At 59.3% G+C, this 26,197-nt stretch carries 18 protein-coding genes and 1 tRNA gene; 16 read left to right on the forward strand and 3 right to left on the reverse strand.

The features are described from left to right. Positions 1–127 precede the first annotated feature (127 nt). Positions 128–205 (forward strand) — tRNA-Val (locus tag ABD833_RS07260). A gap of 150 nt (positions 206–355) precedes the next feature. Here ABD833_RS07260 and ABD833_RS07265 read toward each other — a convergent pair. Continuing rightward, on the reverse strand, positions 356–505 hold the full coding sequence (locus ABD833_RS07265) for a hypothetical protein (RefSeq protein WP_345071974.1): 150 nt from the start codon (positions 503–505) through the stop codon (positions 356–358). A 323-nt stretch (positions 506–828) separates the two neighbouring features. Here ABD833_RS07265 and ABD833_RS07270 point away from each other — a divergent pair, with 323 nt between their 5' ends. From ABD833_RS07270 to fucP, 9 genes are all read left to right on the forward strand, one after another. After that, on the forward strand, positions 829–1,332 hold the full coding sequence (locus ABD833_RS07270; RefSeq protein WP_345071975.1) for a cupin domain-containing protein: 504 nt from the start codon (positions 829–831) through the stop codon (positions 1,330–1,332). 215 nt (positions 1,333–1,547) lie between these two features. Beyond that, on the forward strand, positions 1,548–2,396 hold the full coding sequence (locus tag ABD833_RS07275) for an N-acetylglucosamine kinase (protein ID WP_345071977.1): 849 nt from the start codon (positions 1,548–1,550) through the stop codon (positions 2,394–2,396). 91 nt (positions 2,397–2,487) lie between these two features. Further along, positions 2,488–3,066, forward strand: a complete 579-nt coding sequence (locus ABD833_RS07280; protein ID WP_345071978.1) for an RNA polymerase sigma factor — start codon at positions 2,488–2,490, stop codon at positions 3,064–3,066. Positions 3,067–3,213: 147 nt separating this feature from the next. Beyond that, positions 3,214–4,275: a FecR family protein gene (locus tag ABD833_RS07285; protein WP_345071979.1), complete on the forward strand. Its 1,062-nt coding sequence runs from the start codon at positions 3,214–3,216 to the stop codon at positions 4,273–4,275. 60 nt (positions 4,276–4,335) lie between these two features. Beyond that, positions 4,336–7,791 carry a SusC/RagA family TonB-linked outer membrane protein gene (locus ABD833_RS07290; RefSeq protein WP_345071980.1) on the forward strand — a complete coding sequence of 1,152 codons (3,456 nt, stop codon included), beginning with the start codon at positions 4,336–4,338 and terminating at the stop codon, positions 7,789–7,791. Between the two features lie 22 nt (positions 7,792–7,813). Then, a complete protein-coding gene (locus tag ABD833_RS07295) occupies positions 7,814–9,316 on the forward strand; it encodes a RagB/SusD family nutrient uptake outer membrane protein (protein ID WP_345071981.1) in 1,503 nt (500 codons plus the stop codon). Positions 9,317–9,367: 51 nt separating this feature from the next. Next, positions 9,368–10,450, forward strand: coding sequence for a LamG-like jellyroll fold domain-containing protein (locus ABD833_RS07300; protein WP_345071983.1), 1,083 nt, complete (start codon positions 9,368–9,370; stop codon positions 10,448–10,450). A 102-nt stretch (positions 10,451–10,552) separates the two neighbouring features. After that, complete coding sequence (locus ABD833_RS07305; protein ID WP_345071985.1) at positions 10,553–11,761, forward strand: glycoside hydrolase family 130 protein; 1,209 nt, start codon at positions 10,553–10,555, stop codon at positions 11,759–11,761. A gap of 67 nt (positions 11,762–11,828) precedes the next feature. Continuing rightward, positions 11,829–13,103 carry an L-fucose:H+ symporter permease gene (gene fucP, locus ABD833_RS07310; protein ID WP_345071986.1) on the forward strand — a complete coding sequence of 425 codons (1,275 nt, stop codon included), beginning with the start codon at positions 11,829–11,831 and terminating at the stop codon, positions 13,101–13,103. A gap of 148 nt (positions 13,104–13,251) precedes the next feature. On the opposite strand, the gene ABD833_RS07315 is transcribed toward fucP, so the two are convergent. Beyond that, entirely contained in the window at positions 13,252–13,884 is a 633-nt protein-coding gene (locus ABD833_RS07315; RefSeq protein WP_345071988.1) for a response regulator, read from the reverse strand. Positions 13,885–14,321: 437 nt separating this feature from the next. On the opposite strand from ABD833_RS07315, the gene ABD833_RS07320 reads away from it, so the two are divergent. From ABD833_RS07320 to ABD833_RS07340, 5 genes are all read left to right on the forward strand, one after another. Beyond that, entirely contained in the window at positions 14,322–16,880 is a 2,559-nt protein-coding gene (locus ABD833_RS07320; RefSeq protein WP_345071989.1) for a PAS domain S-box protein, read from the forward strand. A gap of 1 nt (position 16,881) precedes the next feature. Beyond that, positions 16,882–17,313 (forward strand): response regulator, encoded by a 432-nt coding sequence (locus ABD833_RS07325; RefSeq protein ID WP_345071991.1) that lies wholly within the window; start codon positions 16,882–16,884, stop codon positions 17,311–17,313. A 140-nt stretch (positions 17,314–17,453) separates the two neighbouring features. Beyond that, positions 17,454–18,857, forward strand: a complete 1,404-nt coding sequence (locus ABD833_RS07330; protein ID WP_345071992.1) for an SBBP repeat-containing protein — start codon at positions 17,454–17,456, stop codon at positions 18,855–18,857. Between the two features lie 308 nt (positions 18,858–19,165). Next, the gene (locus tag ABD833_RS07335) at positions 19,166–21,160 is read left to right on the forward strand and encodes an FG-GAP-like repeat-containing protein (protein ID WP_345071993.1); all 1,995 of its coding nucleotides are present in this window, start codon (positions 19,166–19,168) and stop codon (positions 21,158–21,160) included. Between the two features lie 106 nt (positions 21,161–21,266). Next, entirely contained in the window at positions 21,267–23,945 is a 2,679-nt protein-coding gene (locus ABD833_RS07340) for a T9SS type A sorting domain-containing protein (protein ID WP_345071994.1), read from the forward strand. A 175-nt stretch (positions 23,946–24,120) separates the two neighbouring features. On the opposite strand, the gene ABD833_RS07345 is transcribed toward ABD833_RS07340, so the two are convergent. Then, on the reverse strand, positions 24,121–24,627 hold the full coding sequence (locus ABD833_RS07345; RefSeq protein WP_345071996.1) for a COG3415 family protein: 507 nt from the start codon (positions 24,625–24,627) through the stop codon (positions 24,121–24,123). Positions 24,628–24,919: 292 nt separating this feature from the next. Here ABD833_RS07345 and ABD833_RS07350 point away from each other — a divergent pair, with 292 nt between their 5' ends. Further along, complete coding sequence (locus tag ABD833_RS07350) at positions 24,920–25,951, forward strand: LacI family DNA-binding transcriptional regulator (protein WP_345071998.1); 1,032 nt, start codon at positions 24,920–24,922, stop codon at positions 25,949–25,951. The last annotated feature ends 246 nt before the right edge of the window (positions 25,952–26,197 follow it).

Genomic DNA, 26,197 nt, shown 5'->3' on the forward strand with positions numbered 1-26,197 from the left:
CCCTGAATTGGTTGAGTGCTTTAACGGCGTTTCCACCCGAAAATTCTTCCCCCAAGGTCAGGGTTTTTCTTGCTGTTTCGAAAAACACCTCCCATATTTGCAATCCCAAACGGGACGTAGACCACACGGGAGATTAGCTCAGCTGGTTCAGAGCATCTGCCTTACAAGCAGAGGGTCACTGGTTCGAACCCAGTATCTCCCACCATCGAAAAGCCCCTTAGAAGAAATTCTAAGGGGCTTTTCGCATTTAGCTCCCCTGCTCATTCTTCCGCCGAGCGTAAGTTCTCCCGCAAGTTCTTCTGCCAGCGTAGAGCGCCGGAGCTACCGCCACCAGTTGTTGGACCGGACGGCTATTCTATTCTATCTGCGCAGCCGGCAGTTGCTGCCCGTCCGCTTCGCTGATGGCGGGCGGGGCTCCCGGGCAGGCCGCCACCAGCACCCCGGTAGCACCGGCGAACCGCAGACCCGCGCCCGGTTCCTGCCCGGCCAGCCAGCCCTTAAGCAAAGCGGCGAGGAAAGAGGCGCCACCGCCAACAGGACTTGAAAGAGGTGATGAGCATTACCGTTTGGCTATACTCGTCACGAAGTAGGGAGCGGGGCTTGCCCCCGCCCGTCGTTGAACGGTAACGCCTGCTTTCAGACAACGACGGGCGGGGGCAAGCCCCGCTCCCTACTTCGTGACGAGTCAACCAGCCCCGCGACCCAATGGACCTCCGCGAGTACGCCGTATTCCCGGGACCGGACGCAAGCTTACCATTCGCTTTTTTGATTGCCGCCGTCTACCTTGCGCGGCCCCTCTTTCCCACCTTTTCACTTTCTCCGCGACGTATGAGTTCGGACCTATCCAAGCAGCAGCTATTTCAGCAAACCGCGCAACAGCTTCAGCAGCAGGGCTTCGGTATTGTAGAGCAGGACCAGACCCGGCCCTGGGGCGGGTTTTTCGTGCTCGATGAAAGCCAGGCCCAGCAGTTTGCCGACACCTATTTCGAAGGTCTGTCCGTGGAGCAGCTGCGCATATCCGGCAAGCTGAGCCCCAAGATTCTGCTGGTAGCGCCCCACCAGCGCCTGTCGTGGCAGTATCATCACCGCCGGGCGGAAATCTGGAAAGTGGTGCAGGGCCCGGTCGGCATTATCACCAGCCCTACCGATGCGGAAGGAGAAACGGGCACGTTCGCCCCCGGAGCGCTGATTACGCTGCCGCAGGGAGAGCGGCACCGGCTGATCGGATTGGAGAGCTGGGGCATCATTGCCGAAATCTGGCAGCACACCGACGCCCGGCAGCCGTCCGACGAGAACGACATCATCCGGGTCCAGGACGACTTCGGCCGCTAGCCGGCCGCCGCCCCGACCGCCGACCGGCGGGGGCCGCCGGCCGCCGGTCCTGCCGGCTCCCGACGAGCCGGCGGAACCAGGCCGAAACCCGCCGGCTGACGATAACGGACAATCTTTTTCTGGTTGTCGGACACCATACAAAATCTCCTATATTAGCAAACTGCCGGCAGGGGCGCATTCCCCGATTCGCTTCCTTCTTCTCTGTTCCCACCCTTATGATCCTGATAGCTGACGGCGGCTCCACTAAAACCAACTGGTGCCTGGTTGATGCTGAGGGAACCCGCGCCTTTTTCAATACCGAGGGCTACAATCCGGAGTTTATTGGCACGGCGGGGATCATTGCTTCGCTGCGGAAAAGCCTGCCGGATACTCTGGCGGCCGACCAGATAACGGAGCTGTATTACTACGGCGCCAGTATCTCGTCTCCGCCGAAAGTGGCGGTGGTAGCTGATGCCATGCGGACCCTATTTACCCGGGCCCGCATCTACGTCGACCACGATCTGCTGGCGGCGGCGCGGGCCCTGCTGGGCCAGGGCTCCGGATTTGCCGCTATTCTGGGCACCGGTACCAACAGCTGCCTTTATGATGGGCAGGGCGTGAGCTTCACCGTCGATTCGCTGGGCTACTTTCTGGGCGATGAAGGAAGCGGCTCGTTTATCGGCAAGCGCCTGCTACGCGACTATCTGCGCAACCTGCTCCCGGGTAACCTGCAGGAAGCGTTTCGCGCAACCTATGGCCTGGAGCGTGATGCCATTCTCGACCACCTCTACAACCAGCCGTTGCCCAACCGCTTCCTGGCCAGCTTCGCCAGGTTTGCCTACGACCATAATAACGTCAGCTACTGCCGGCAGATCGTGCTGGACGGCTTCGAAACGTTCTTTCAGAACATCATCGTCCATTACCCCGGGTATCAGGACTACCTGTTCAACTGCATTGGATCGGTGGGCTATAACTTTCGCGATGCCCTGACGCAGGTCGTTACCGCCCACGGCATGAGCGTCGGCAAAATTATCCGCTCCCCCATCGACGACCTGGTTTCTTATCATCTCGAATGCGGGCAGTAGCCGGTTTCCCTTTCACCGCTTACTGCACCACAAAAGCCGTCCACCCCCCGGTCATGGCGCTATGCTTTCCCGGCCGTCCCCCATCCAAGCCATGACTGAGGAGAACAGCGCTCAGCTTTGGGATACTTTTCGCACCGGCGACGCCCAGGCCTTAGCTACTCTCTTCGAGGCCTACTATGATGCCCTGTACAACTATGGGCTGAAGCTGACCGGCGACGAGGAGCTGGTTAAGGACTGCATTCAGAATCTGTTTCAGAAGCTCTGGCGGCGGCGGGAGGGCCTCCGTTCGGTGGAGGTAGTCAAAGCCTACCTTTTTAAAGCCCTGCGCCGGCACCTCGGCGACGAAACCAAGCTGCTGCGGCAGCACCGGCACCTGCTGCCGGCCTACTCCGACTCGTTTGAAGTCACCTATTCGCACGAGGAGTTTCTCATCACCCAGCAGCGCGACGAGGAGCAACGGACCCGCCTGCTGGCGGCCCTCAACCAGCTCTCCAGGCGCCAGCGCGAAGCCCTGTACCTGAAGTTTTTCGACGGCTTCTCCTATGAGCGTATCGCCGAGGTGATGTCGCTCAACATCCAGTCGGTCCGCAACCTGGTTTTCAATGCCCTGAAGGCCGTGCGCAAGGTACTGCTGGTTACCGTGACGCTGTTTTACCTGCTGTGCGGGTAGAACAACAGCTCTTTTTCTGCGATTTGAAAAAAACTTCGGCTAGCATGAGTATAAACGGCCGCCAGCGCCGTGATGGAAGTGAACAGCGGGGCGCCAGCCAGCGCCTGAGGGGGAGGGCCGCCTTGCTGTTCAACGCTCCATTCGCTTATGAAATACGCTGCTTACTCCACTGAAGATTTTCTGGCTGACGAATCCTTTCAGGATTTTGTGCTGTCCGCCAACCCCGCCGCCGGGGAGTTCTGGCAGGACTGGGTGAGCCAGAATCCGGCCCGGGAGGCAGAATTTCAGGAAGCCGTGGCCATTCTCCAGATCCTCATCACCCAACCCCGGCCCGTAGCCGGGACGTTGAAGCGGGAAGAAGTCGCCAGGCTCTGGCAGAGTATGCGGCCGCTGCAGGAACCGCGCGCCGCCCTGGCTTTACGCACCCGGCGCATGCGCCGGCTTACGATGACGACGCTGGTGGCTCTCGTGCTGCTGGTTCTGGCGGTTGTAGGGGTGAACCGGCGGCCGCAGCCGGCTCCGGAATGGACCAGCTACGTCACCCACGGCGACGAGTATCAGCAGGTTCAGCTCCCCGACGGCTCCGTGGTGATCCTGAATGCCAACTCCACGCTGCGGCTCGCCGCCGCCTGGCAGCCGGGTCAGCCCCGGGAAGTGTGGCTCACGGGCGGCGGCTATTTCAACGTGCGGCACACGGCCCCCGCCCGGCTGCTGACGGCCGTGGCCGCCGCGCCGGCCAACGTTAAATTCGTGGTTCACACCGGCCCGCTGGATGTGGCCGTGCTGGGCACTCAGTTCACCGTCCTCAACAATGCCGGCAAAACCAAAGTGGTCCTCAACACCGGGCAGATTCAGTTGCGCCTGCGCCAGCCGGGTAGCCGCGACCAGCTGCTGATGAAACCCGGTGAGCTGGTAGAGTATAGCCCGGCCACGCCCCGGGCGCTGCTGGTGAAGCGCACCGTTAAAGCCGATTTCTACTCGGCCTGGACCAAGGGTCAGCTGGACTTCAACGACACCCCGGTTTCCGAAATCATTGCCCTGCTCGAAGACACGCACGGGCTGCACATCACGCTCCGCGACCCGAAGCTGCGCCAGCAAAAGCTTACGGGCTCCGTTCCCACCCACGATCTGGACGAGCTTTTAACCGCCCTCAGCAAGTCGCTGGAGGTGAAAGTTCACCGCCAGGGCAATCAGGTCTGGCTTGACTAAACCCGGCTCGGCTACTTCGTTTCTGCTCCGCTTCTCCCTCCCACCCTTGAAGCCCAACCTATGGCTCTTTATACGCACTCGTTAAAGCTGCTGCCCCTTCTGCTCGCCGTGCAGTTCGCCACCCGGGCCCAGGGCCCGGTGGTGGCGGTATACCGGCCCGCGCAGCAGCCCGAGCCCCTTACCCGGCGGGGCGCCCAGGGCACGTCGCTGGAAAGCATTCTGCAGGAGTTCAAAACCGTTCATCACGCCTTCATCCTGTGCCGCAGCGAGCTGATCAAGGATAAGTTCGTCAACGTCGACGCACTGACTTTTCGCACCTGGGAAGACAAGCTTACCTACGTGGTGACGGTGAGTGGTTTGCGGGTCGAAAAAACCGGCCGGAACGTCTACATCATCTCGGCCCCCAAAGCTTCGGGCCTTACTGCGCAATCGATTGCGCCGGGCGAGGGGCCAACCCTGGCCAACCTGGCGCTGGTTGCTGCCACCAGCCCGGCCGCGGTTACGGTGCAGGGCCAGGTAACCGGCTCCGATAATGCGCCCGTTCCCGGCGCGACCGTAGTCGTGAAAGGCACTACTAACGGCACCGCCACCGACAGCAACGGCAACTTCACCCTGACCCTGCCCGACGCGAATGCCACGCTGATTGTATCCGCCATCGGCTTCATAACCCAGGAAATCAACCTGCAGGGACGCACTCAGGTCAGCATTTCGCTCCAAACCGACGTGAAAGCGCTGGATGAGGTAGTGGTGCTGGGCTACACGACCCAGAAAAAATCGGACGTTACGGGGTCAGTAGCCCAGATAAACCAGGCCGATATTTCCAGCCTGCCGGTAAGCGGCGTAGCCCAGATCATGCAGGGCAAGGCCGCCGGCGTGGCCATTACCCAGGCCACCGGGGCCCCGGGCGAAAACATTGCCGTCCGCATCCGCGGCGTAGGCACCATCAACGACAACAACCCGCTCTACATTATTGATGGCGTGCCCACCAAGGACGGTATCAATCAGATTTCGCCGAACGATATCGAAAGCATCAACATCCTGAAAGATGCTTCGTCCGCCGCTATCTACGGGGCCCGGGCGTCGAACGGCGTCATCATCGTGACTACCAAGCGGGGCAAATCGGGCAAGCCCCGACTGAGCGTGAGTGCCTATACCGGCTTGCAGACCCCGGTCAACCTGATTAAGATGGCTAACACCAGCCAATACGTGGCGGCCTACAACGTAGCGGCGCAGAACGACGGCCGGGACCAGATTCCGGCTGCCCTCGCGGCCACGCTGCCCGACGTAGACTGGCTGCGGGAAGTGCTCAAGCCCGCCCAGCAGCATAACGTGCAGATGGACGTGAGCGGCGGCGGCGAAAACACCCAGTACATCGTGTCGGGCAGCTATCTGACCCAGGATGGTCTGATTCAGAATTCGTCGTACGACCGCTACAACCTGCGCACGGCGCTGACCAGCACCCTGTCGAAGTACGTGAAAACCGGCACCAACCTCAACCTCTCCTATTCCAAGACCCGGCAGGTGGGCACGTCCGGCGACGGCTTTGGCGATGGCAACCCCGGGGCCAGCATCGTGCGCTACGCCTTGTTCCGCACCCCCGCCACCCCGGTCTACAATGAGCAGGGCCAGTTTGTGGACCTGCCGAAAGTGGATGGGAAAAATGCGGCGGCCTTTTTCGGCGACGGCATCAACCCCGTGGCCCTGGCCGACGCCGCCGACCGCAACTTCAACCGCTACTCGCTGCTGGGCAATGCCTACGTGGAAATCAGCCCCATCGAGCGGCTGCGCATCCGGTCGGACTACGGCGTGACCTTCCTCATCACCGACTACAAGCAGTTCTTCAAGACGTTCGGTATCGACCGCTCCTTCAACTCGCCGCCGCAGCTGGCGCAGTCGAACGCCAACGAATTCAACTACAACTGGACCAACACCGCTACCTACGATCTGCCCCTGGGCAAAAGCACCTTCAACCTGCTGGTCGGCACGGAAGCCATCAAAAATAACGCCCGGGCCATATCGGCCTCGCGCCGGGGCTACGTAGATCAGTCGCCCGTATTTCAGTACCTCGACAGCGGCACGGGCATTCAGCAAAACGGCGGGGGCGAAGCCAGATCGTCGCTGCTGTCCGCCTTTGGGCGGGTGGGCTACGATTACGACGGCAGGTATCTGGCCAGCTTCAACTTCCGGCGCGACGGCTCCTCCCAGTTTCTGGCTGGTCAGCGGACCCAGAACTTCTATTCGGGCTCCGTCGGCTGGAACCTGGCGCAGGAGGGATTCATGCGCAACGTCGGCAGCATCTCGCTGCTCAAGCTGCGGGCCAGCGTGGGGCAATTGGGTAACTCGGCTATTGGGAATTACCCCTACGCCTCACTCGTCGGGGATGGCGGCTTTTACCCCATCGGCGGGGTGTCGACCCAGAGCCTGAGCATCGTGACCAAAGGCAACCCCGGGTTGCGCTGGGAAACCAGTACCCAATCCAACGTCGGTCTGGACGTAGGCCTGCTGAAAGGGGCCCTGCAGCTGACGATGGACTATTTCATCAAGAATACCTCGGACGTGCTGCTGTTTCTGCCGCAGCCCAGCAGCGCCGGCAACGGCGGCAACCCGGCCGTGAATGCCGGCAAAATCCGCAACAACGGCCTGGAGCTGGAGCTGGCTTACCGCAACACCATTGGCAAAAACTGGGGCTACGACGTGAGCGGCAATTTCGCGACCCTGCACAACGAAGTCATCTCGCTGGGGGAAGCCTCAGCCATCGTCGGCGGGCGCATCGACAACAACTATTTCGCCACCCTGACGGACATAGGGCAGCCGATTGGCTCCTTCTACCTGCTTCAGCAGGAAGGCATCTTCCAGAATGAGCAGGAGGTCTTCACCCACGCTTTCCAGGGACCGGGCGTGAAGCCGGGCGACGTGAAGTACAAGGATATCAGCGGCCCCGATGGGGTTCCGGACGGGGTGATAGATGGCCGGGACCGGACTTTCGTGGGCAGCCCCATTCCGAAATTCACTTACGGCTTCACGGGCAACGTGCGCTACAAAAGCCTCGACCTGAGCGCCTTTTTCCAGGGCGTGTACGGCAACGAGATTTATAATCAGGTGAACACCGACATCGAAGGGTTTTACCGGGCCTTCAACGTCACTGAGCGGGTAGCGACCAACTACTGGACGGGTCCCGGCAGCACCGACGAGTTTCCGCGCCTGTCCTGGACCGGCGCGTCCAACAACAAGCAGCCGTCGGATCGTTTTCTGGAGGATGGCTCCTACCTGCGGCTGAAAAATCTGCAGGTGGGCTACACCTTCGGGGAGAAGCTGCTGGCGCCGGTGAAAATCTCCTCCGTGCGGCTCTATGCCAGCGTGCAAAACCTGCTCACGTTCACCAACTACACCGGCCTCGACCCCGAGCAGGGCACCAACAGCAACTCCCTCGGCGACGGGGTCCGGGCCACGGGCATCGACTTCGGCACGTATCCGTCGGCGCGCACATTCACGGTGGGCATCAACGCCGGCTTCTAATCATTTCGCCAGCCATAGACTTATGAGAGCTTCCTCTTTTGCCGTGAGCTTGCTGGCCCTGTTGGCCTTCACCACCGCCGGGTGCGAAAAGTTCCTGGATCAGCCCGTACTGGGACAGTACGAAGCGGGCCAGTTTTTCAACTCCGATGCCAACGCCATTCTGGCCGTCAACGCCGCCTACGTCCCGCTGTCGTTTCGCGACGCCGCCACCAACGCACTGTGGGTGTTGGGCGACGTCGCTTCCGACGATGCCATCAAAGGCAGCAACCCCGGGGACCAAGCCGACTTCGAAAACATCGACAACTTCAACATCACCCCCATCAACGCGGCGGTGGAAGCCCAGTGGAAACGCTGCTACGACGGCGTCCTCAAATGCAACGTGGTTATCGACGGCCTGCCGGAATCCAACGCCAACATCAGTGCCGAGGTCCGCAAGCAGGTAGTGGGGCAAGCGAAGTTCCTGCGGGCCTACTACTACTTCCAGCTCACAACGCTCTACGGTGCTATTCCGCTGCGGGTGAAGGTGGAAACGCCGGAGGAGCTGCAAAGCCCGGCGCGGCCCCAGGCGGCAATTTACGCGCAGATTGAGGCCGACTGCCAGGCCGCGGCCGAGGCTTTACCAACTACCTGGCCTACCCTCGATTTTGGCCGGGCCACCAAGGGAGCCGCGCTGGCCCTGCTGGCCAAGACCTACCTGTACGAGAAAAAGTGGCCCCAGGCGGCCCAGACGGCCCAGGCCGTCGGGATGCTGGGCTATTCGCTGCTGCCGGTTTTCGTGAACAACTTCCGGGCGGCCACGAAAAACAATAAGGAGACTATTTTCTCGGTGCAGCACGTCAGCGGCCTGAGCCCCGCCCAGGGCAACAACCTGAACCAGTGGCTTGCCCCGCGCCAGCAGAACGGCTACGGCTTCTTCTACCCCACGCAAAGCCTGGTCGACAACTTTGAGCGCACGGCCGCCAATGTAGTCGACCCGCGCCTGGATTACTCCGTGGGCCGGGAAGGCCAGTCGTTCTTCGGCGTACCGTTCGACACGACCTGGACTACGACCGGCTTTCTGTCGAAGAAGCATCTGCAGCCTTTGGCGGAAATACCCAGCACCATCAAAGGCGACGGTAACCTGAACTACCAGGCTATCCGCTTTGCCGAAGTGCTGCTCATTGAAGCCGAAGCCTCGAACGAGGCCGGCAACAGCGCCGCGGCCCTGCTGGCCCTGAACCAGGTGCGGAAGCGGGCCCGCGAAAGTTACCTGTTCGACCTCACGCTACCGGGCAGCGGCACGGTGCCCGCCGGCCTGCTGCCCGACATCACGACCACCAACCAGGGTCAGCTGCGCGACCTTATCCGGCGGGAGCGGCGCGCCGAGCTGGCGCTGGAATTTCACCGCTTCTTTGATGTCATCCGCTACGGCGAAGCTTATGCCCGCCAGGCTCTGGCCAACCAGCCCAACTTCAACTACGCCCGGCACCGGTTTTACCCCATTCCGCAAAGTGAGCGGGACACCAACAAAAAACTGGGCCTGTAAGCTTTTTACCCTTCTTTCTTTTTTTCCATTCCCACCTTTTACAACCTCATCATGAAAAAGCAAAAGTTTTACCTTCTCATCCTGTCCTGGCTGTGCTTCGGCGCTATGGCCGCCTTCTCGTCCTGTTCGGAGTCGGACGACGACAACACTACCCCGCAGGTCAATTCGAACAAGACGACGCTGACGGCGGTCATTGATTCGGTGACGACGATTTACACCGGGGCCGTAGAAGGCGTTAAGCCCGGGACGTATGCCGTGGGCTCCAGGGCTACCCTGAAAACGGCTATTGACCTGGGCACCGCCACCAAGAACGATGCTACCGCGACGCAGGCGGCCGTTAACACGGCCGTATCCAGCCTGCGGCGGGCTGCCGTAACCTTCAATGCCAGCCGTTTGCAGGAGGTTTCGGTAGCTAACCTGATGGCCTACTGGAAATTCTCCGGCAACGCCAACGACGCCACGGCCAACGGCAACAATGGCACCGGCAAAGTGGGTAAGATAGGCGCTACTACGCCGGTTGACGGCACCCTGGTTCCGGTGTTGGTTGCCGACCGTTTCGGGCGGGCCAACGAGGCTTACCAGTTTGGGGGCGGAGCCTACATTGAGGTGCCCTACAAGGCCGTCCTGAACCCTCAAACGATGACCATCAGCCTGTGGTGTAAGCGCAGTGACACCAATGCCGACAACTATCTGGTGTCGCTGAACCGCTGGAATGGCTTCAAGTTTCAGCTGCAAAGCGCCAACAAGCCCTTCCTGACCGCTACTACGACCACGGGGATTTTTGACCGCGACGCGGACTCCGGCATTGTGCCGCTCAACAAGTGGACCCACGTAGCCACGTCGTATGTTGATGGGGCCCTGAAATTCTACATCGACGGCGAGCTGGTGAAAACCTGGACTGATACCAAAGGGGCCATTAAGGCCATTCCCCAGAACATCCCCCTCTGCATTGGCCAGCAGCTGCCCAGCACCATCTACAACAGCACCCCGACGGCCGCCGGTCTGCCGGCCGATTACTACCAGTTCTATAGTGAGGCCTTCTTCAAAGGTCAGATGGATGATATCCGCATCTACAACAAAGCCTTGAGCGATGCGGAAGTGAAATCCATTTTCACGTTCGAAAACACGCTGTAATTTCCGCGGTTTCCGCGAGCTGATGTTTTTACGGCCTACCGTTTCAATCCCGAAACGGTGGGCCGTGAATTCTCTCCTTCACTGCTTAACCCGAGAAATCACATGATTACTTTCAACGCACCAGCCCGCCGCGTGCTGGGCAGTACGGCGCTGCTGGCGCTGGCGCTGCTCATGAGCTGCTCCGAAACCGACCGGACCAAGGCCGCCGCTACGCCCCCCGACACGGCCCCCGTAGGTGACAGCTGGGCGCTGCTGGGTTTCACCAAGGTCGACAGCATCAACCCCATCATGGGGCCCAGCACCGCCGGTACGTTCCTCGACCCAATCCTGAATCAGCAAGTGCTGTGGGAGGAAAAGGACGTGTTCAATCCGGCCGTAGTGGTAAAGGAGGGCAAGGTATACATGCTGTACCGGGCCGAAAATAAAGTAGGCAAGTTCTCCAAAACCTCGCGCATCGGGCTGGCTACCAGCACCGACGGCATCCGCTTCACCCGCATGCCGGCCCCGGTGCTGCACCCGGACAACGACGCGCACAAGAAGTACGAATGGCCCGGTGGCACCGAAGACCCCCGGGTGGTGGAAAGTGCCGATGGCACGTACTACATGACCTATACCGCCTACGATGGCGACAAGGCCCGCCTGCACATTGCCTCCTCCCGCGACCTGATCCACTGGACCAAGTATGGTAATGCCTTTACCCAGGCGGCCGGGGGTAAGTACGTCAGCAAGTGGACCAAGTCGGGCGCCATTGTTTCGCGCTACGAAACCGATGGCCGCATCGTGGCCACCAAGATCAACGGCAAGTACTGGATGTACTGGGGCGATGCTCAGGTCTGGCTGGCGACGTCAGACGACCTCATCAACTGGACGCCGATAGAAATGGCCCCCGGGGAAAAGCCCCCGGTCCCGCTCCGCGCCCAGGCCCTGACCATGCCCGATCTGAAGATCGTGCTGCCTACCCGCGAGGGCAAATTCGACAGCGACCTGGTGGAGTCCGGCCCCCCGGCCATGATTACCGATCAGGGTATCCGCCTGATTTACAACAGCCGCAACGAGCCTTCGTTCGGCGACAAGACCCTACCAGTGGGCACCTACACGGCCTCGCAGGCCCTGTTCGACCTCAAGGATCCGACGAAACTGCTGAAGCGCATGGACACTTACTTCATGCGGCCCGACCGCCCCTACGAAACGACGGGCCAGGTTAATCAGGTAGTCTTTCTGGAAGGGCTGGCCCGCTTCAACTCGAAGTGGCTGCTGTATTACGGCACGGCCGACTCCAAAATTGCCGTCGCGACCCGGCCGGTAAACTAGCTTAGGCTCGCCCGGCCGCCGGGCCGGGCACCTTGGCGCCCCCTTCTTACCCTTCACATCCTTGCTTATGCAACCAGCCGCTACTGTCGTTAGCGCCCCCCCATCCGCCCCGTTCACCGAAAGACGCTACCTGGTTACGCTGGCCTTCGTCACGTCGCTGTTCATGCTCTGGGGAATAGCCATTACGATGGGGGATGTGCTGAACCGGCATTTCCAGAACGTCCTGCACGTCTCCAAGGCTCAGTCGGGGCTGGTGCAGTTTTCCATTTTCGGGGCTTATGCCGTCATGGGCATTCCCGCCGGGCTGTTTATGAAGCGTTTCGGGTACAAGAGCGGGGTACTGCTGGGTCTGGCGCTGTATGCCTTCGGCGCGTTTCTGTTCGTACCGGCGGCTAACGCCGGCTCATTCGTTTTTTTCCGGGGCGCTTTATTTGTCCTGGCCTGCGGCCTGGCTACGCTCGAAGCCGTAGCGCATCCTTTCGTGGCCGGCCTTGGTGATCCGCGGACCAGCGACCAACGGATCAACTTCGCCCAATCGTTCAATGGCCTGGGAGCGGTAGTCGGCCCCCTGATTGGCGGCTACTTCATTCTGCGGGCGGGTCAGGAGCATTCCAACGATCTGGAATCGGTGAAGCTGCTGTACCAGATTATCGGCAGCGTTATTCTGGTCATTGCCGGAGCATTTTTCTTCGTGCAGGTTCCGCCCGTGCAGGATGCGCACGCGGCCGTGGTTCCGGGTGCGGAAGCCGGCGGCTACGCCGAGGCCCCGCCCCGCACCGACCAGGCCCAAGGCAGGTCGCTGCTGCACTACCCGCACTTTGTGTGGGCCGTGGTGGCGCAGTTTTTCTGCGTAGCGGCCCAGGGCGGCACCTGGGCCTTCTTCATCAACTACGGCATCGAAAAGATGGGGTTTCTGGCCGAAAAGGCCTCCTACTACTTCGCCCTCAGCATGGTGCTGATGATGGTCGGCCGCTTCATTGGCACTTTTCTGATGCGCTACATCGCCCCGAACAAGCTGCTGGCCGCTTTTGCGCTGGGTAGCATTGTTATGTGCCTGCTGGTAGCCCAGAGTATGGGCTGGCCTTCTTTCATTGCGCTACTGATGCTCAATTTCTTTTTCAGCATCATGTTTCCGACTATTTTCAGTCTGGGCCTGAAGGATCTGGGCGCGCGGACCCAGCAAGGCTCTTCTTTCCTGGTAATGGGCGTAGTGGGCGGCGCAGTATTTCCTCCCATCATGGGCCTGGTGGCCAACCACGACGTGGCCACGGCCTACTATCTGCCCATCATCTGTTACGCCGTCATTTTCCTGTTCGGCGCCCGCCTGTATCGGGTGCGGTAGTCCTGGCCGGACAGATCAGCTATAGGGTCACACTAAAGGGGCGGCTAACGAGGTACATCTCGTTAGCCGCCCCTTTAGTGTGAAGAATTGTTCCCAAATACTAAAAAGGAGGCGTCATGCTTCAGCTGGCTTCGATTCGCCCTCAGAACTAAATCACCCCGCGCAGGTGCTGGCTCAGCAGCTGCGTCCGGCTGTTGACCTGCATCTTCCGGTAGATGTGCTTGACGTGGGTGCGAACGGTGAGAGTAGATAAATCGAGCCGCAGGGAAATTTCTTTGTCGCTCAGCCCATCGGTAATTCCCTGTAAAACCTGCCGTTCCCGCGGGGTGAGCAAGTTGGAATGGGTGGTGGGCGTAGGGCGGAAGTGCGACAACACTTTGCGGCTCACGGTCCGGCTCATGGGCGCCCCACCCCGGGCTACTTCCAGCACCGCATCTTTCAGCTGAGTCAGCGGAGTGCATTTGGCCATGTAGCCGGTAGCCCCACAGCACAAAGCCTGATAAATGTGCTCGATGTCTTCATACGAGGTAAGCATGATGACTTCCATGGTCGGGTAACGCTCTTTGAGCAGCGGCAGCGCCTCGGTACCACTAATTCCGGGCAGCCCGATATCGAGCAGCATTACCTCGGGCACCAAGGCATCGGTCAGCTGCTCCAGCAAATCCTCAATAGAGTCGGCAACCAGCAGGTCGCGGATTTCGGGCTGGTGGGAGAAGTACTTTTTGAGGAGCTCGCGCACGCTCACATCGTCCTCCACAATAGCCAATGATAAAGACACCATCTTGTTTATAAAGTTAAAGGCCCTGACCCCGATCGGTAAATCGGGTAGCACAGTGCCAGGTGAGACGCCGGGCCAGCAGTGCCCCAAATCGTCGCTAAGTCCCCGACAAAAATAACGCGGTAAGCAGGGCTGGCTGCGTAAAACCCCTACCCTATTTGAGGGTAGGGCCCGGTACTTCTGACCTGGTATGCGCTTGCGCTGATGCGCCTGATGCGGAGTAGCCTCACTAACGCAGAGCACTTTGAAACAGTTTGATTAGGTTGGAATTAGCTGGCGGCAGCCCCCCAAATCGGGTAGTTGTTTTCAGCGGCTCGTGTCAGATAAAAACCAATATTTGTTTCCAGGGCGGTCGGACGGCTGCTGTATTTCAGACCTTGGCGTAGGGCAGGAATCTGCATTTTTATGGAACCGCTTACCAGCAGAGCAACATAGTTAGCATGGAAGCCGATGCCCCCGATAAAGAACGCCAGATGCTGGAGATGATGCTGAATCATGCTCCCGATCTGATCTGTACCCTCGACGCGGAAGGGTGCCTCCGCTACGTGAACCCGGCCTGTCAACGGGTGCTGGGCTATACCCCGGGGGAGATGGTGGGGCGGCACCTGATGTCCGTGCTGCAACCGCTCGACCCGCCGGGGGCGATGAGCTACTGGCTGGCCGCCACCGCGCAGCCGGCCCCCGCAAGCTTCGAAACGCATGGGCTGAATCGGGCCGGCCAAGAAGTTATGCTGGAGTGGTCGGCCTTTGGAAAGTCTACTGACGCGTTGCGCCTCTGCGTTGGGCAGGAGGTGACGACCCACCGCCGCCCACCAACGCCCGTCCGGGTTCAGAATGAGCTGTACCGCGTCCTGATTGACTGTGGCTTCGATATGGTGGGCCTGCTGACGGCAGAGGGAGTGTACTCCTACGTGGGCGGCTCCACGCTACAGGTACTGGGCTACGCCCCCGAGCAGATGGTCGGCCATAGTACCTTCGATTTCATTCACCCCGAGGATCTGGCCCGGGTGCAGACCTACTGGGCCCAGCTGAGTACCCTGCCCGTGGTTACGGTGCCGGATTTTCGCTTCCGGGCCGCCAACGGTGAATGGAAATGGGTGGAAACCACCGTTAATAATCAGCTGCAGAATCCGGCCATCAGAGCCTATGCGGTGAGCTCGCGCGACATTACCGAGCGCAAGCAGCGCAGCTTCGAGCTGGCCGAGAGTGAGCAGCGGTTTCGGCTGCTGTTCGAGAACAACCCTGCCCTGGCAGTTTTTCAAACCACCGGGGGCCTGATTCTGGATGCGAATCCGGCGTTCCTGTCCTTTCTGCAGCAGCGCCGGTCCGCGGTGCTCCAGCAGCCCCTGCTGGGCGTATTGCCGGGGCCAGTGCGCCCTTTGTTTGCCGAAAAGCTTGCGAAAGCCGCCACGGGCCGGCAGGTACGCTTTAAAGTGCAGGCCCCGGATGCCGAGGGCAAGGCGAAACTTCTGAGCGTTGCCGCTATTCCGCTGGAGGTTGACGGGCAAACCATCGGGGTCCACGTCATGGCCAAGGATATTACGGAGATATCCAGCGCCCACCACCTTATCCGGCAACAGGCCCGGCAGCTCAACACTATTCTGGAGAGCATCACCGACGGATTTATGGCGCTGGACCGCAACTGGAACCTGACCTACCTCAACCGCGAAGCCGAGCGCATCATTCACGTGAAACGCGAAGACAGTCTGGGCCGGAGTATCTGGCATTTCTTTCCCGAAGAAGTTGGCGGCATTTTCCAGCAGAACTACCAGCGGGCCTTCGATACCGGAGAAACCGTGCATTTCGAGGCTTTTTTCGAGCGGGACAAGTGCTGGGTGGAAGTCAAAGCCTTTCCTTCGCCGGAGGGGCTGTCCATTTACTTCTCCGACGTTACCGCCCGCATTGAGGCCGACCGGCAACTCCAGTTGCTGGCCCTGGTAGCCAAAGGAGCCGGTACGAGTGTGGTTATTACCGATGCTCAGGGTCGCACCGAATGGGTAAATGAGAGCTTCGTCCGCCACACCGGCTACACCCTGGCTGACCTGCTGGGCAAAACGCCCGGCGCGGTACTGCAGGGCCCCGATACTGATCTGGCAACCAGGCGGCACATCCGGGAACGGCTGCAACGCTGTACTCCCTTTTCAGCCAGCATTCTCAACTATAAGAAAACGGGGCAAAAGGTCTGGTTTTCCATGGATATTACGCCCATTCGCAACGAGGCCGGGCAGCTCACGCAGTGGGTAGCCATCCAGCAAAATATCACTTACCGCAAAGAAACGGAGGCCAGTCAGGCCAAGATGACCCAGGATCTTTACCAGCACAACCGCGACCTGCAGCAGTTCACCTACGTCATCTCCCATAATCTGCGTGCCCCGCTGGCCAATGCGCTGGGCCTGGCCAAACTGCTGACGCGAGTAGACAAAGACTCCGAAACCTTTACCCTTTCTCTCGCCCATCTGCGCCAGAGCGTGGAGCAGGTCGATGAAGTACTGAAGGACCTGAACCTGGTGCTTTCCATCCGCGATAAGCAGGATGTGGTAGAGCAGTCCCTCATTGGGTTGGCGGAAGTTTGCGGGCAGGCCATTCTGGATCTGGAAGAACCCTTGCAGCAGTGCGGCGGCGAGCTAAAGCTCGATCTGGAAACGGAGCTGCTGGTGCGCGGCAACCGCGCTTACCTCTACAGTATTTTCTACAATCTGCTGTCGAATTCCATCAAGTACCGCTCCGATGAGCGGCAGCTGAAGATTGCAATCAAAAGCAGCCGCGGAACCCACGGTGGCCCCAGTATTTCCTTCACCGACAATGGCTCCGGCTTCGATACCTACAAGGCCGGGTCCGACGTTTTTCAGCTCTATAAGCGCTTTCATACCAATCAGCGCGGGCGAGGCATTGGCCTGTTTCTGGTTAAAACCCACGTAGAAGCGATGGGCGGAAAAATTGAGGTGGCCAGCGGCGTTAATTCTGGCACCCGCTTCCTTATTCATCTCGACCAGCGCTGATATGCTTATCTACCTTATCGACGAAGATACCATCAGTCTCTACCTGACCGAGCGAGTGCTGCGGCTGGAAGACTTTGGCAAGGCCATTCTTCCGTTCACGGCCGCTGAAGAGGCGCTGGCTTTTCTGCTGCCCCGCCTGACCACGGAACTGCCGCAAGTGATCTTCCTGGACCTGAACATGCCCGTAATGAACGGCTGGGAATTTCTGGAAGCCCTGATTCCCTATGAGTCGCAGCTTCGGGGACAGTGCCGGATCTATCTGCTCACGTCGTCGCTGGCCCTGGCCGATTCAGCCAGAGCCCAGTATTACCCACTGGTGGCGGGGGTCATTCACAAGCCCCTGGATGAAGATGACGTGAAAGCTATCAGCGCCGACACTTATGAAAACGTCCGGCTGAATGCCCGTAGTCAGGTTAGCCGCCGGGGCCGGTAAGAAGCTTATAATCACTATATACCTCATTTAGGGTAGCTCCCCACCCCCCTTGTGGGTAGCGGGAGCCATAATTTTGTGAACAAGGTTTTCTCCCTTAGTTCACTCTAGTGCGGCGCGTTATGCAGTCAACAGCTACTTACTTGAAGATTGCCGTTGGGAATCAGCGGTCTAATGCTTCAGCCTTCCCGGCGGGACGGGTGCTGCTGGTACTGGTGCTGGCGCTGCTGGCCCGGTCGGGGTATGCCCAAAGTCCGAACTGGCAGTGGGCGGTACAGTCAACGGGAACGGGAACTACTCAGGTAAAAAATATCGCCGTAGATGCCGCCGGGAACTCCTACGTGGTGGGCTTCTTCACCGAACGCGCCCAGTTCGGCTCTTCGGTGCTGATCAGTCAGGGCCGGAGCGACTTATTCGCCGCTAAGCTCACGGCCGCGGGCCACTGGGAATGGGCCGTAGCAGCGGGCGGTGCCGGCAGCGATAACGCCACGGGCGTAGCGGTAGACCCCACCGGCCGCATTTTCGTTACGGGCAGCTTTGAAGAGCAGGTTCGTTTTGGCCCTACCACCCTGACCAGTCAGGGCGACAAGGATGTATTTGTCGCTCAGCTCGGCCCCCAGGGGCAATGGTTGTGGACGACCACGGCCGGCGGTACGGGTATGGATCGGGCTAGTGCGCTAACCACCACCCGCAACGGAGAATTGGTGGTTGCGGGCCAGTTTGCCGAAACGGCAGCTTTCGGAACCCGGCAACTGGTGAGCCGCGGCAGCAGCGACGCCTTTATCGCGCGGCTGACTCCGGCAGGTACCTGGCAATGGACTACCGCCGTCGGGGGCCCCGATAACGACGAAGCTACTGCGCTGGCCTCGAATGACAAAGGCGAAATTTACGTTACGGGATTTTTCAGCGAGCAGGTAACATTCGGTACTTCGGTGCTCACGGGTAGCGGCATGGACGATGCCTTCGTAGGCAAGCTTACGGGCACGGGGCAATGGCTCTGGGCTACGGCCGGCACCAGTACCAACACGGCCTATGGCAAGGGCATTGCTGCCGACCCCGCGGGTGGAGTATTCGTCACGGGTTCGTATTGGGGCCGGGCCAGGTTTGGCGCTACCAGCCTGAGCAGCAACGCCAGCGACGACGGTTTCGTGGCCCGACTCACCGACGATGGTCAGTGGCAGTGGGTCACCACGCTGTCGAGCGACTATCTTGACAACATCGTGGGTATTGCGCTGGATAAGCTGGGCAAGCTTTACGTAGCCGGCACGTTCAGCCGGACTATCCAGGCCGGCCCGTTTCAGCTTACCAGTCAGGGCCATCAGGACGTATTTGTGGGCTACCTCAACCGGACGGGTACCTGGCTGGGCCTCACCGCCGCCGGGGGTACCGCAACCGATGCCACCCAGACCATGGCCCTGGCCCCAGGCGGCCAGGTGTACGTAGGCGGCCAGTTCAGCACGGCGGCCCTGTTTGGCACCGCCCAGTTGCAATCGGCTACGCCGAATGCCCAGGCCTATGTCGGGCGGGCCGCTGTGCCCCAGCTGTAGCAGCGCAGCATCCTCGGAAAGACGGGGCAGTCGGGAATTGGTCACGGAGATTCTTTGGGGCTCCCGCCGAAGCTATGCCAACCCCACGCTCAGAAAACTACTACCCGGGTTGCTCAGCGCTATTTACCCACTGGGTTGGGTTTTTCAACCGCTGCTTCTCCTCACCCCGAATCAAGTCTGCCATGCGGCCTTCCATACCCTTTCTTATTGCTGAAGCATGGTACTCCCCCTTCACCCGGGGCCGTCGGCAAGCTTTGGCCGGGCCCTATGCCAGTGTGCGGACAGGCCTCTGGCTGGGCTTCCTCCTGATGGCTTCTACTGCGGTAGCCCAGCCCACCATCACCAGCCGTACCCCCAGCCCCCACACCCATAACGCTCCGCTGGCCACGGATGTAACCATCGGCTTTTCGCAGGATATGAACAACGGCACGGCCTCCGCCAGTGCCGTCCGGGTGTTTCACACCCAGACGCATCAGCCCACGGGCTCGGTCTACAGCGGTGGGGGGACGAATACCATTACGCTTAACCCAGCCACAAACCTTCACGCCGGCGAGTCGGTCTGGGTTTCGGTAACCCAGCAGGCCCGCAATCTGAGCAGCACAGCTTTGGCTCCAGCCGCTGTATATCAGTTTACGGCCACGGCCTCGCGGGCTACGGCCCAGTTTACCGCCAATGCCGATGTGCCGGTAGGCTCCGGAGCGCGGGCAATTGTGACTGCGGATGTGAATGGGGATGGCAAGCTCGATTTACTGACGGCTAACCCGGCGGCCAACACAGTATCAGTCCGGTTCAACGATGGCACCGGTACCTTCACGGGGACAACGGACATTGGCGTGGGCTTGTCGCCCCGGGCCCTGACCGCGGCCGACGTCGATAGCGACGGTGACCTGGATATCCTCGTAGCCAACGCCAATTCCTCCAGTATCTCGGTGCTTCGCAACAACGGCTCCGGCCTCTTTGCCTTAGCCTCTACCGTTACGGTCGGCGATACGCCGGCGGCGCTGGGAATGGCCGATATCAACGGCGATGGGGCCCTCGACCTGCTGGTCGCCAATTTTAGTGGGATAGAATTCTGGCTCAACGATGGGACCGGCACCTTTCTGACGACTGGCCAGGCTCATGCCTCTATCCCTTTCAGCATCATCTCTCCCCTGGCTTTAGTCGCGGCGGATCTTGACCTCGACGGAGACGTAGACCTGCTGACTTCCAACAACAGCACGACTAAGTCAGTCACCGTTTTGCTTAACAACGGCGACGGCACCGCTACTGCCGCGCCGACATTTTCGCCGGCAGCCGAAATCAGTCTCGGGGCTACTCCCCAGGCCATTGCGACGGGGGACGTTGACGGGGACGGGGATCTGGACTTCCTGACGGCTAATAACCAGGCGTCGAACAACGTTTCCGTTGGCATCAACACTGGCTCGGGGGGCTTCACGACGAGTGCTCTCACGGTGGCTGGTTCCCCGCAGGCCGTGGCCCTGGCCGACGTGAATGGAGATGGCAAAGTAGATCTGCTGACGGCCAACCGGGCGGCTAATACGGTTTCGGTCCGGCTCAACAACGGGGCGGGCGGGTTTTCAGCCCCGGGGGCCCCGGCTTTGGCTGAAATCCCGGTGGGCCCCGGCAGCTTGCCCCAGGCAATCATCAGTGCCGACCTGAATGGGGATGGAACGATGGATCTGCTGACGGCAGATTCCGGAACCAATACGGCCTCGGTTCTGCTCAATGCTCCTCTGCCGCTACCCGTCACCCTGGTGTCTTTTACTGCAGCACTTCGCCCTAACGGCGTAGCGCTGAACTGGGCCACCGCTTCGGAACAAGAGAATAAAGGCTTTGCCGTGGAAGTCTCCACCGCCAGGGCCAATGTATTTCGTCAGATCGGTTTCGTTGCCAGCCGGAACCCCACCAGCACGCACCGGCAGGCCTACTCATTCGTGGACCAGGGGCCGGCGGTATCCCCCATCCGCCACTACCGCCTGCGCCAGGTGGATCTGGACGGAACAACGGTATATAGCCCCGTTGCAAGCGTCGGCAGCCCGGTAGCGCAGGGACAGCTCAGTGTTTTTCCGAATCCGTTCACCTCCGCAGTACAGCTGCGACTGGAAGTGGCGGAAGCGGGTACGGCAGAAATTACCGTGCGCAACTCCCTGGGTCAAACGTTGTCCACGCAGCAAGTTTCTATCGGCCAAGGCCCCAGCTACCTACCGCTCCAGCTGCCTCCGCTTCCTCCCGGCCCATACCTGCTCACGGTACGGATAAACGGCCATCTGCTCCACCGAACCCTCACTAAAGTACTGCCCTAAGCCGGCAACCGGCATTCCGGCTTACCGGTTGCCGGATTCCGGCTGGGGTGCCATGCAGGCAAATCCTTCCCCATTTCAGTCCCTTTTGCACTTACTCTTCCCTCCCATGAAAAGACTCTACTATAGAAAAAGTGGTACGGCCCTATGCTTCCAGCGCGGGGGGAAGTGTGTACTATGGGTTTTCTGCTTTCTGTTGGCCTTCGCCAACCAGGCAGAAGCCAGTCATTACCGCTACGGCAACATCAGCTGGCGGGTAGTGGAATCGGATCCGTCCAAGCGCACGATTGAGTTTAAAATCAGTCAGGCCTGGCGGGGTATTCCGGTAATCGGAGAAGCTGCGTATGGCGGCACCCTCGATTTCGGGGACGGCAGCAGCGAGGACTTCGCGGTGGTGACTTCGGCTATTAACGTGCCGGAGAACTACTACTACGGCCAGACCACGGTAACGCACACCTACGCCAGCACCGGCAATTTTATAGCATCGGCCGCAGGCTGCTGCCGGATTCCTTCGCTGGTCAATAACGCGGTGGGGCCTTACAACAGCACCAGCGTAGTAAACGTGGGCACCGGCAACAGCTCGCCGGTTTCCACGTTGTCGCCCATCGTAAACCTGCCGGTGAACATAGCCACTGCTTCGTTCCGGGTACCCGCCTTCGACCCGGATAACGACCCGCTCACCTATAGCCTCGCCACGGGACAGGATATGGGCGGCATTGCCTTTGTCAACCCGAGCGGATTAACGGTAGAGGCAACTACCGGTACGGTCACCCTGAATACCGTAGGAGCAATTGTCGGTCAGCTTTATAGTGCCGCGGTTAAGGTCAGTGACGGCAAAACGAGTATCGTCCTCGACTTTCTGATCAAAATCACGCCCCAGTCGGGTGTACCGGCCTTCGACTACGCCGTCACGCCGGCCAATGGCCACGTGTATCAGATTCCGCCCGGGACTACCGTGGTCTTTCCGGTTAAAGCCACCGACAACGACCTCAACGATATAGTAACCCTGAATGCCCTGGGGCTACCCGCGGGTAGCTCAATGGGCCCGGCCCTACCTACTTTGGGCAACCCCGTGCAGAGTACTTTTTCCTGGACTCCTACCACGAGTAACCTCGGCACCAGCGTCATTAACTTCGTGGCCCAGGATGCCCAGGGTGCGCAAGCGTACTCCTCCGTGACCATCCAGGTAAGTCTGCGGCCTACCTTCGACGTACCGCCGTCGCCCAGCAATGGCAGCACCGCTCAGTTCGTACCGGGGGCAACCGTACGCTTCACCATTCAGGCGTCCGATCCGGACCCTAATGACCAGGTTCGCCTGGTAGCCGCGCAGAACCTGCCAGCCAGGGCTACGCTTTCGGTAGCCCTGCCCACCCCTGCCGGCAACCCAGCCAGTACGCAGCTCACCTGGCTACCCATAGTAGCCGACTGGGGAAAACGCACCGTAAAGTTCACCGCCGCCGACACGTACGGCGACAGTACGGACCACTCTTTCAACATCATCATCAATACCCCGCCTACTATTTCCTCCGTGCCCGTCACGACTGCTGTTGCAGGCCAGCCTTACAGCTATAAGATCACGGTCGCTGACCCGGATGTACCGTATGGCGACAAGTTGCAGGTACTGGCGCTGACGAAGCCTACCTGGCTCACGCTCACGGACAACGGTAACGGCACGGCCACGCTCAGCGGCACCCCGCAGGCAGAGGACCTGGGGGCAAGTAGAGTCTCGTTACTCACCGAGGACAACTATCACCACGGCTATGATCAGATCGTCGCCAGGCAGTCGTTTACCATTGAGGTGGTCTTGTGCAATACGACGCTGGCGGTTACCGGTACTAACCCGTCGTGCTACGGTGGGCGTACGGGAGCGGTACACCTGACGGTGAACGGGGGAACCGCGCCCTTCACCTATTCCTGGACGGGACCCAACGGCTTCAAGGCTACCAGCGAGGATTTAACAGATCTTGTAGCTGGCACGTACGTCGTAACCGTTCTGGATGCTAATCAGTGCGGCGCTACCACCCAGATTGCCCTAACCCAGCCCGTTCAGCTAGCGGCCCCCGTTATCAGCGTAACGCCAACTACCAACGTGTATACCGGGGGTGTTCGTACTACGATCTATCTTGGCTATGGGCCGCAGAGCGCTATGCTTAGGGCTACGGGTGGCGTCAGCTATTCCTGGAGCCCGGCAGCTGGTCTGAGTGATTCCCAAATTGCCAATCCGCTATTCAATGCTTCAGCGGCCGGTACCTATACCTACACCGTTACGGCCACCAGCGCTTCGGGCTGCACCGCTACGACGAGCATAACCATGAATGTAGTAGATGCCCGTTGCGGTAACGGGAAAAATCAGAAAGTACTGATTTGTCATAATGGCCATGAAATCTGCGTTTCGATAAATGCCGTACCAGCCCATATTGGTAATAACAGTCACGACGATTATTTGGGCAGTTGCATCAATTCCGGCGGCAACCAGGCCGTGAGTTCGACTCCTCCAGCACCAGAAGCTTCAGTCGTCGGCCTTAGCAATGCGGCTTTCGATGTTTCTCCGAACCCCTTCTCCACCACCACGGCAATCAACTTCCGTGTGCCTCAGCCCGGAACCGTTCAACTCCGTATCTACAACGCTCAGGGCGTATTGGTAAAAACGCTGTACGATGGTCTGGCTGAAGGTGGCCGCAACTACACCCTGTCTTTGAATGGCCAGAATCTGAGCGCCGGCATGTACTTCTGCCAACTCTCTGCCCATGGCAAACTGGATATGCGGCGTATAATCCTGACGCGCTAAACTTCGCGGCAGAGCCACAAAAAAGGGGCTGGTATATACCAGCCCCTTTTTTGTGGCTCTACCTTTTTAAACGGAGGGTTGATGATTCTGCACCTCGTCGGTCGGATTAGTTCTTGCCCTATAAATTCACTCCACCACCAAAAACAGAGGGCTACTGCCATTTCTGTCCTGCCGGTTATGCGGCTTGCTCCTTGGTATGCTGGGCTGCCTGCAGTAACAAGCGCGCCGGGTGAGCCGCGGCAATGCAGGTTGAGCTGGGATTCTGCTTCAGAACCTTATGGATAGTGACCGTGCAGATACTGTCCACGTAGCCCAGGTCTACTACCCGTTTGGCCAGCGCGGTTAATGTAACCCGCTTCCCCTTGGCGGATGCACGTTCCGTAAAACGCCGCAAGAGTGTTTCCATTTTTGGCGTCAGCTTATTAGGAGCCCCGCACCGGCGGATGGCGTGCAGATAGCTTTGAAATCCCTGCTCGGTGTAGGCCCGTCGCATACTGTACACCCGATGAATACTGAGTTTCAATACTTCCGCAGACTCCTGCACGGCTAGATTGCTCTGCCAGTGCTGCAAGACCAGGGCCCGGTTGCGCTGTTGGCGGGAAAGGATTTCTGAGCTAATGAAATTGGTGAGGTAAGTCTGCTGCTGAAACGACAAGCTTACGGAATGACGATGACGCCCCATTTGACAATAGTAATAATGGTTAGAGCCTTGGTGAAACACCACTGAAGGTTATTAAAACAGAAGGTCCTGCTCCCGCTTCAACGCCCTAAATGTAATAAGGCTGATTAGTTTGTGCAAACGTTTGCACAAACTAATCTTATTAAAGATCTGGCATCCGGCTTACTGCTGAGTACCGGGCCCCATAACCAAGTGCTGTCCAGACGCCGGAAGGGTATTTTCAGCGTTGAGTTCAATACCTTAGCGCAAGCAAGCCACACGATTTGGGCCTGTGCCAGACCTTTTCATCTTTGCCGTGGCTATTCATCGTGCTTCCATATCTGACCTTGCAGCGCAGCTAAACCTGTCTGTTTCGACTGTTTCGCGGGCCCTCAGTAACCATAGTCGCATTAGTGATGCGACGAAGCAACGCGTCTGGGAACTGGCCCGGCAGCTTCATTATCAGCCTAACCACTTGGCCGCAGCGTTACGTAAAGGCCGCAGCAATACTTTGGGATTGGTCATTCCGCACATCGACGGTCAATTCTTTGCCTTGGTGGTCAAAGGAATTGAAACGGTAGCCAATCAAGCAGGCTTCAATATTATGATCTGCCAATCGAATGAAAAAGTGGCCCAGGAACGCAAGAATATCGCAGCTCTGCTCAACGCCCAGGTCGATGGCATCTTGGTATCTCTTTCGCTTTCCACGCACGACTTTCAACACTTAGATGAAGTTCGTCGCCGCGGTATTCCACTGGTCTTTTTCGACCGGATTATGGAAAGTGCACAAGTAAGTGCTGTCGTACTCGATGATTACCAGGGCGGGTATGATGCGGTCAGCCACTTACTTGACCAAGGCTGCCAGCGCATCGCTCACCTGGGCGGGCCTCAGCACCTTAACATCTGCAAAAACCGTTTTAAAGGCTATACCGATGCCTTGCAGAGCTATAACTGTCCCATCGATCCAGCTCTGATACACTTCAGCGACCTATCGATGCAAGATGGCCGGGATGGAATGGGGATTTTGCTTCGGCAGGCCCCTGACTTGGATGGAGTCTTCGCCTGCAACGATTTAGCGCTCGTCGGGGCCATGCAAATGGTTAAGCAACAGGGACTGCGCATTCCCCAGGATGTGGCTCTGGCAGGCTTTAGCAACGAACTTTTCGACTCGCTGACGGAACCCATGCTGACGTCGGTTGATCAACGATGCGAGGAAATGGGCCAAACTGCCGTGCAAATGTTACTGGATATGATTGCCGCAGGAGACCAGACTCTGACGCCACGCCACGTAGTGCTTCAACCCACATTGCTGGTGAGGGAATCGTCTCAGCGGAATCCCTTTGCCTAAAGCTTCATCCTGTCTACGATTACCCGGACTGTAGCAACACGACGACGAAGCAGCGGTACAATGAGTATCAACGACACGCCAAAGGGCCCGCTTTGATAAAGCGGGCCCTTTGGCGTGTGAACCCTACACCCTGGCCCACAAGGGCAGCCGTTACGGGGGCATGCGAGGGGTAGCCTAGAAACACAAAACTACCCTTTCGCACCGCATTGGGCGCAAAAGGGCAGCGTGTAGTAAGGTTGGCGGCGA

The organism is Hymenobacter fastidiosus, assembly GCF_039539565.1.
GTDB classification, from domain to species: domain Bacteria; phylum Bacteroidota; class Bacteroidia; order Cytophagales; family Hymenobacteraceae; genus Hymenobacter; species Hymenobacter fastidiosus.

What these genes read in the sequence shown, in the direction of transcription:
- ABD833_RS07305 (WP_345071985.1), top strand. Translation starts at nt 10,553, where the DNA reads ATGATTACTTTCAACGCACCAGCCCGCCGCGTGCTGGGCAGTACGGCG.
- ABD833_RS07340 (WP_345071994.1), top strand. Translation starts at nt 21,267, where the DNA reads ATGAAAAGACTCTACTATAGAAAAAGTGGTACGGCCCTATGCTTCCAG.
- ABD833_RS07300 (WP_345071983.1), top strand. Translation starts at nt 9,368, where the DNA reads ATGAAAAAGCAAAAGTTTTACCTTCTCATCCTGTCCTGGCTGTGCTTC.
- ABD833_RS07345 (WP_345071996.1), bottom strand. Translation starts at nt 24,627, where the DNA reads ATGGGGCGTCATCGTCATTCCGTAAGCTTGTCGTTTCAGCAGCAGACT.
- ABD833_RS07275 (WP_345071977.1), top strand. Translation starts at nt 1,548, where the DNA reads ATGATCCTGATAGCTGACGGCGGCTCCACTAAAACCAACTGGTGCCTG.
- ABD833_RS07325 (WP_345071991.1), top strand. Translation starts at nt 16,882, where the DNA reads ATGCTTATCTACCTTATCGACGAAGATACCATCAGTCTCTACCTGACC.
- ABD833_RS07315 (WP_345071988.1), bottom strand. Translation starts at nt 13,884, where the DNA reads ATGGTGTCTTTATCATTGGCTATTGTGGAGGACGATGTGAGCGTGCGC.
- ABD833_RS07295 (WP_345071981.1), top strand. Translation starts at nt 7,814, where the DNA reads ATGAGAGCTTCCTCTTTTGCCGTGAGCTTGCTGGCCCTGTTGGCCTTC.
- ABD833_RS07285 (WP_345071979.1), top strand. Translation starts at nt 3,214, where the DNA reads ATGAAATACGCTGCTTACTCCACTGAAGATTTTCTGGCTGACGAATCC.
- ABD833_RS07290 (WP_345071980.1), top strand. Translation starts at nt 4,336, where the DNA reads ATGGCTCTTTATACGCACTCGTTAAAGCTGCTGCCCCTTCTGCTCGCC.
- ABD833_RS07270 (WP_345071975.1), top strand. Translation starts at nt 829, where the DNA reads ATGAGTTCGGACCTATCCAAGCAGCAGCTATTTCAGCAAACCGCGCAA.
- fucP (WP_345071986.1), top strand. Translation starts at nt 11,829, where the DNA reads ATGCAACCAGCCGCTACTGTCGTTAGCGCCCCCCCATCCGCCCCGTTC.
- ABD833_RS07320 (WP_345071989.1), top strand. Translation starts at nt 14,322, where the DNA reads ATGGAAGCCGATGCCCCCGATAAAGAACGCCAGATGCTGGAGATGATG.
- ABD833_RS07335 (WP_345071993.1), top strand. Translation starts at nt 19,166, where the DNA reads ATGGCTTCTACTGCGGTAGCCCAGCCCACCATCACCAGCCGTACCCCC.
- ABD833_RS07280 (WP_345071978.1), top strand. Translation starts at nt 2,488, where the DNA reads ATGACTGAGGAGAACAGCGCTCAGCTTTGGGATACTTTTCGCACCGGC.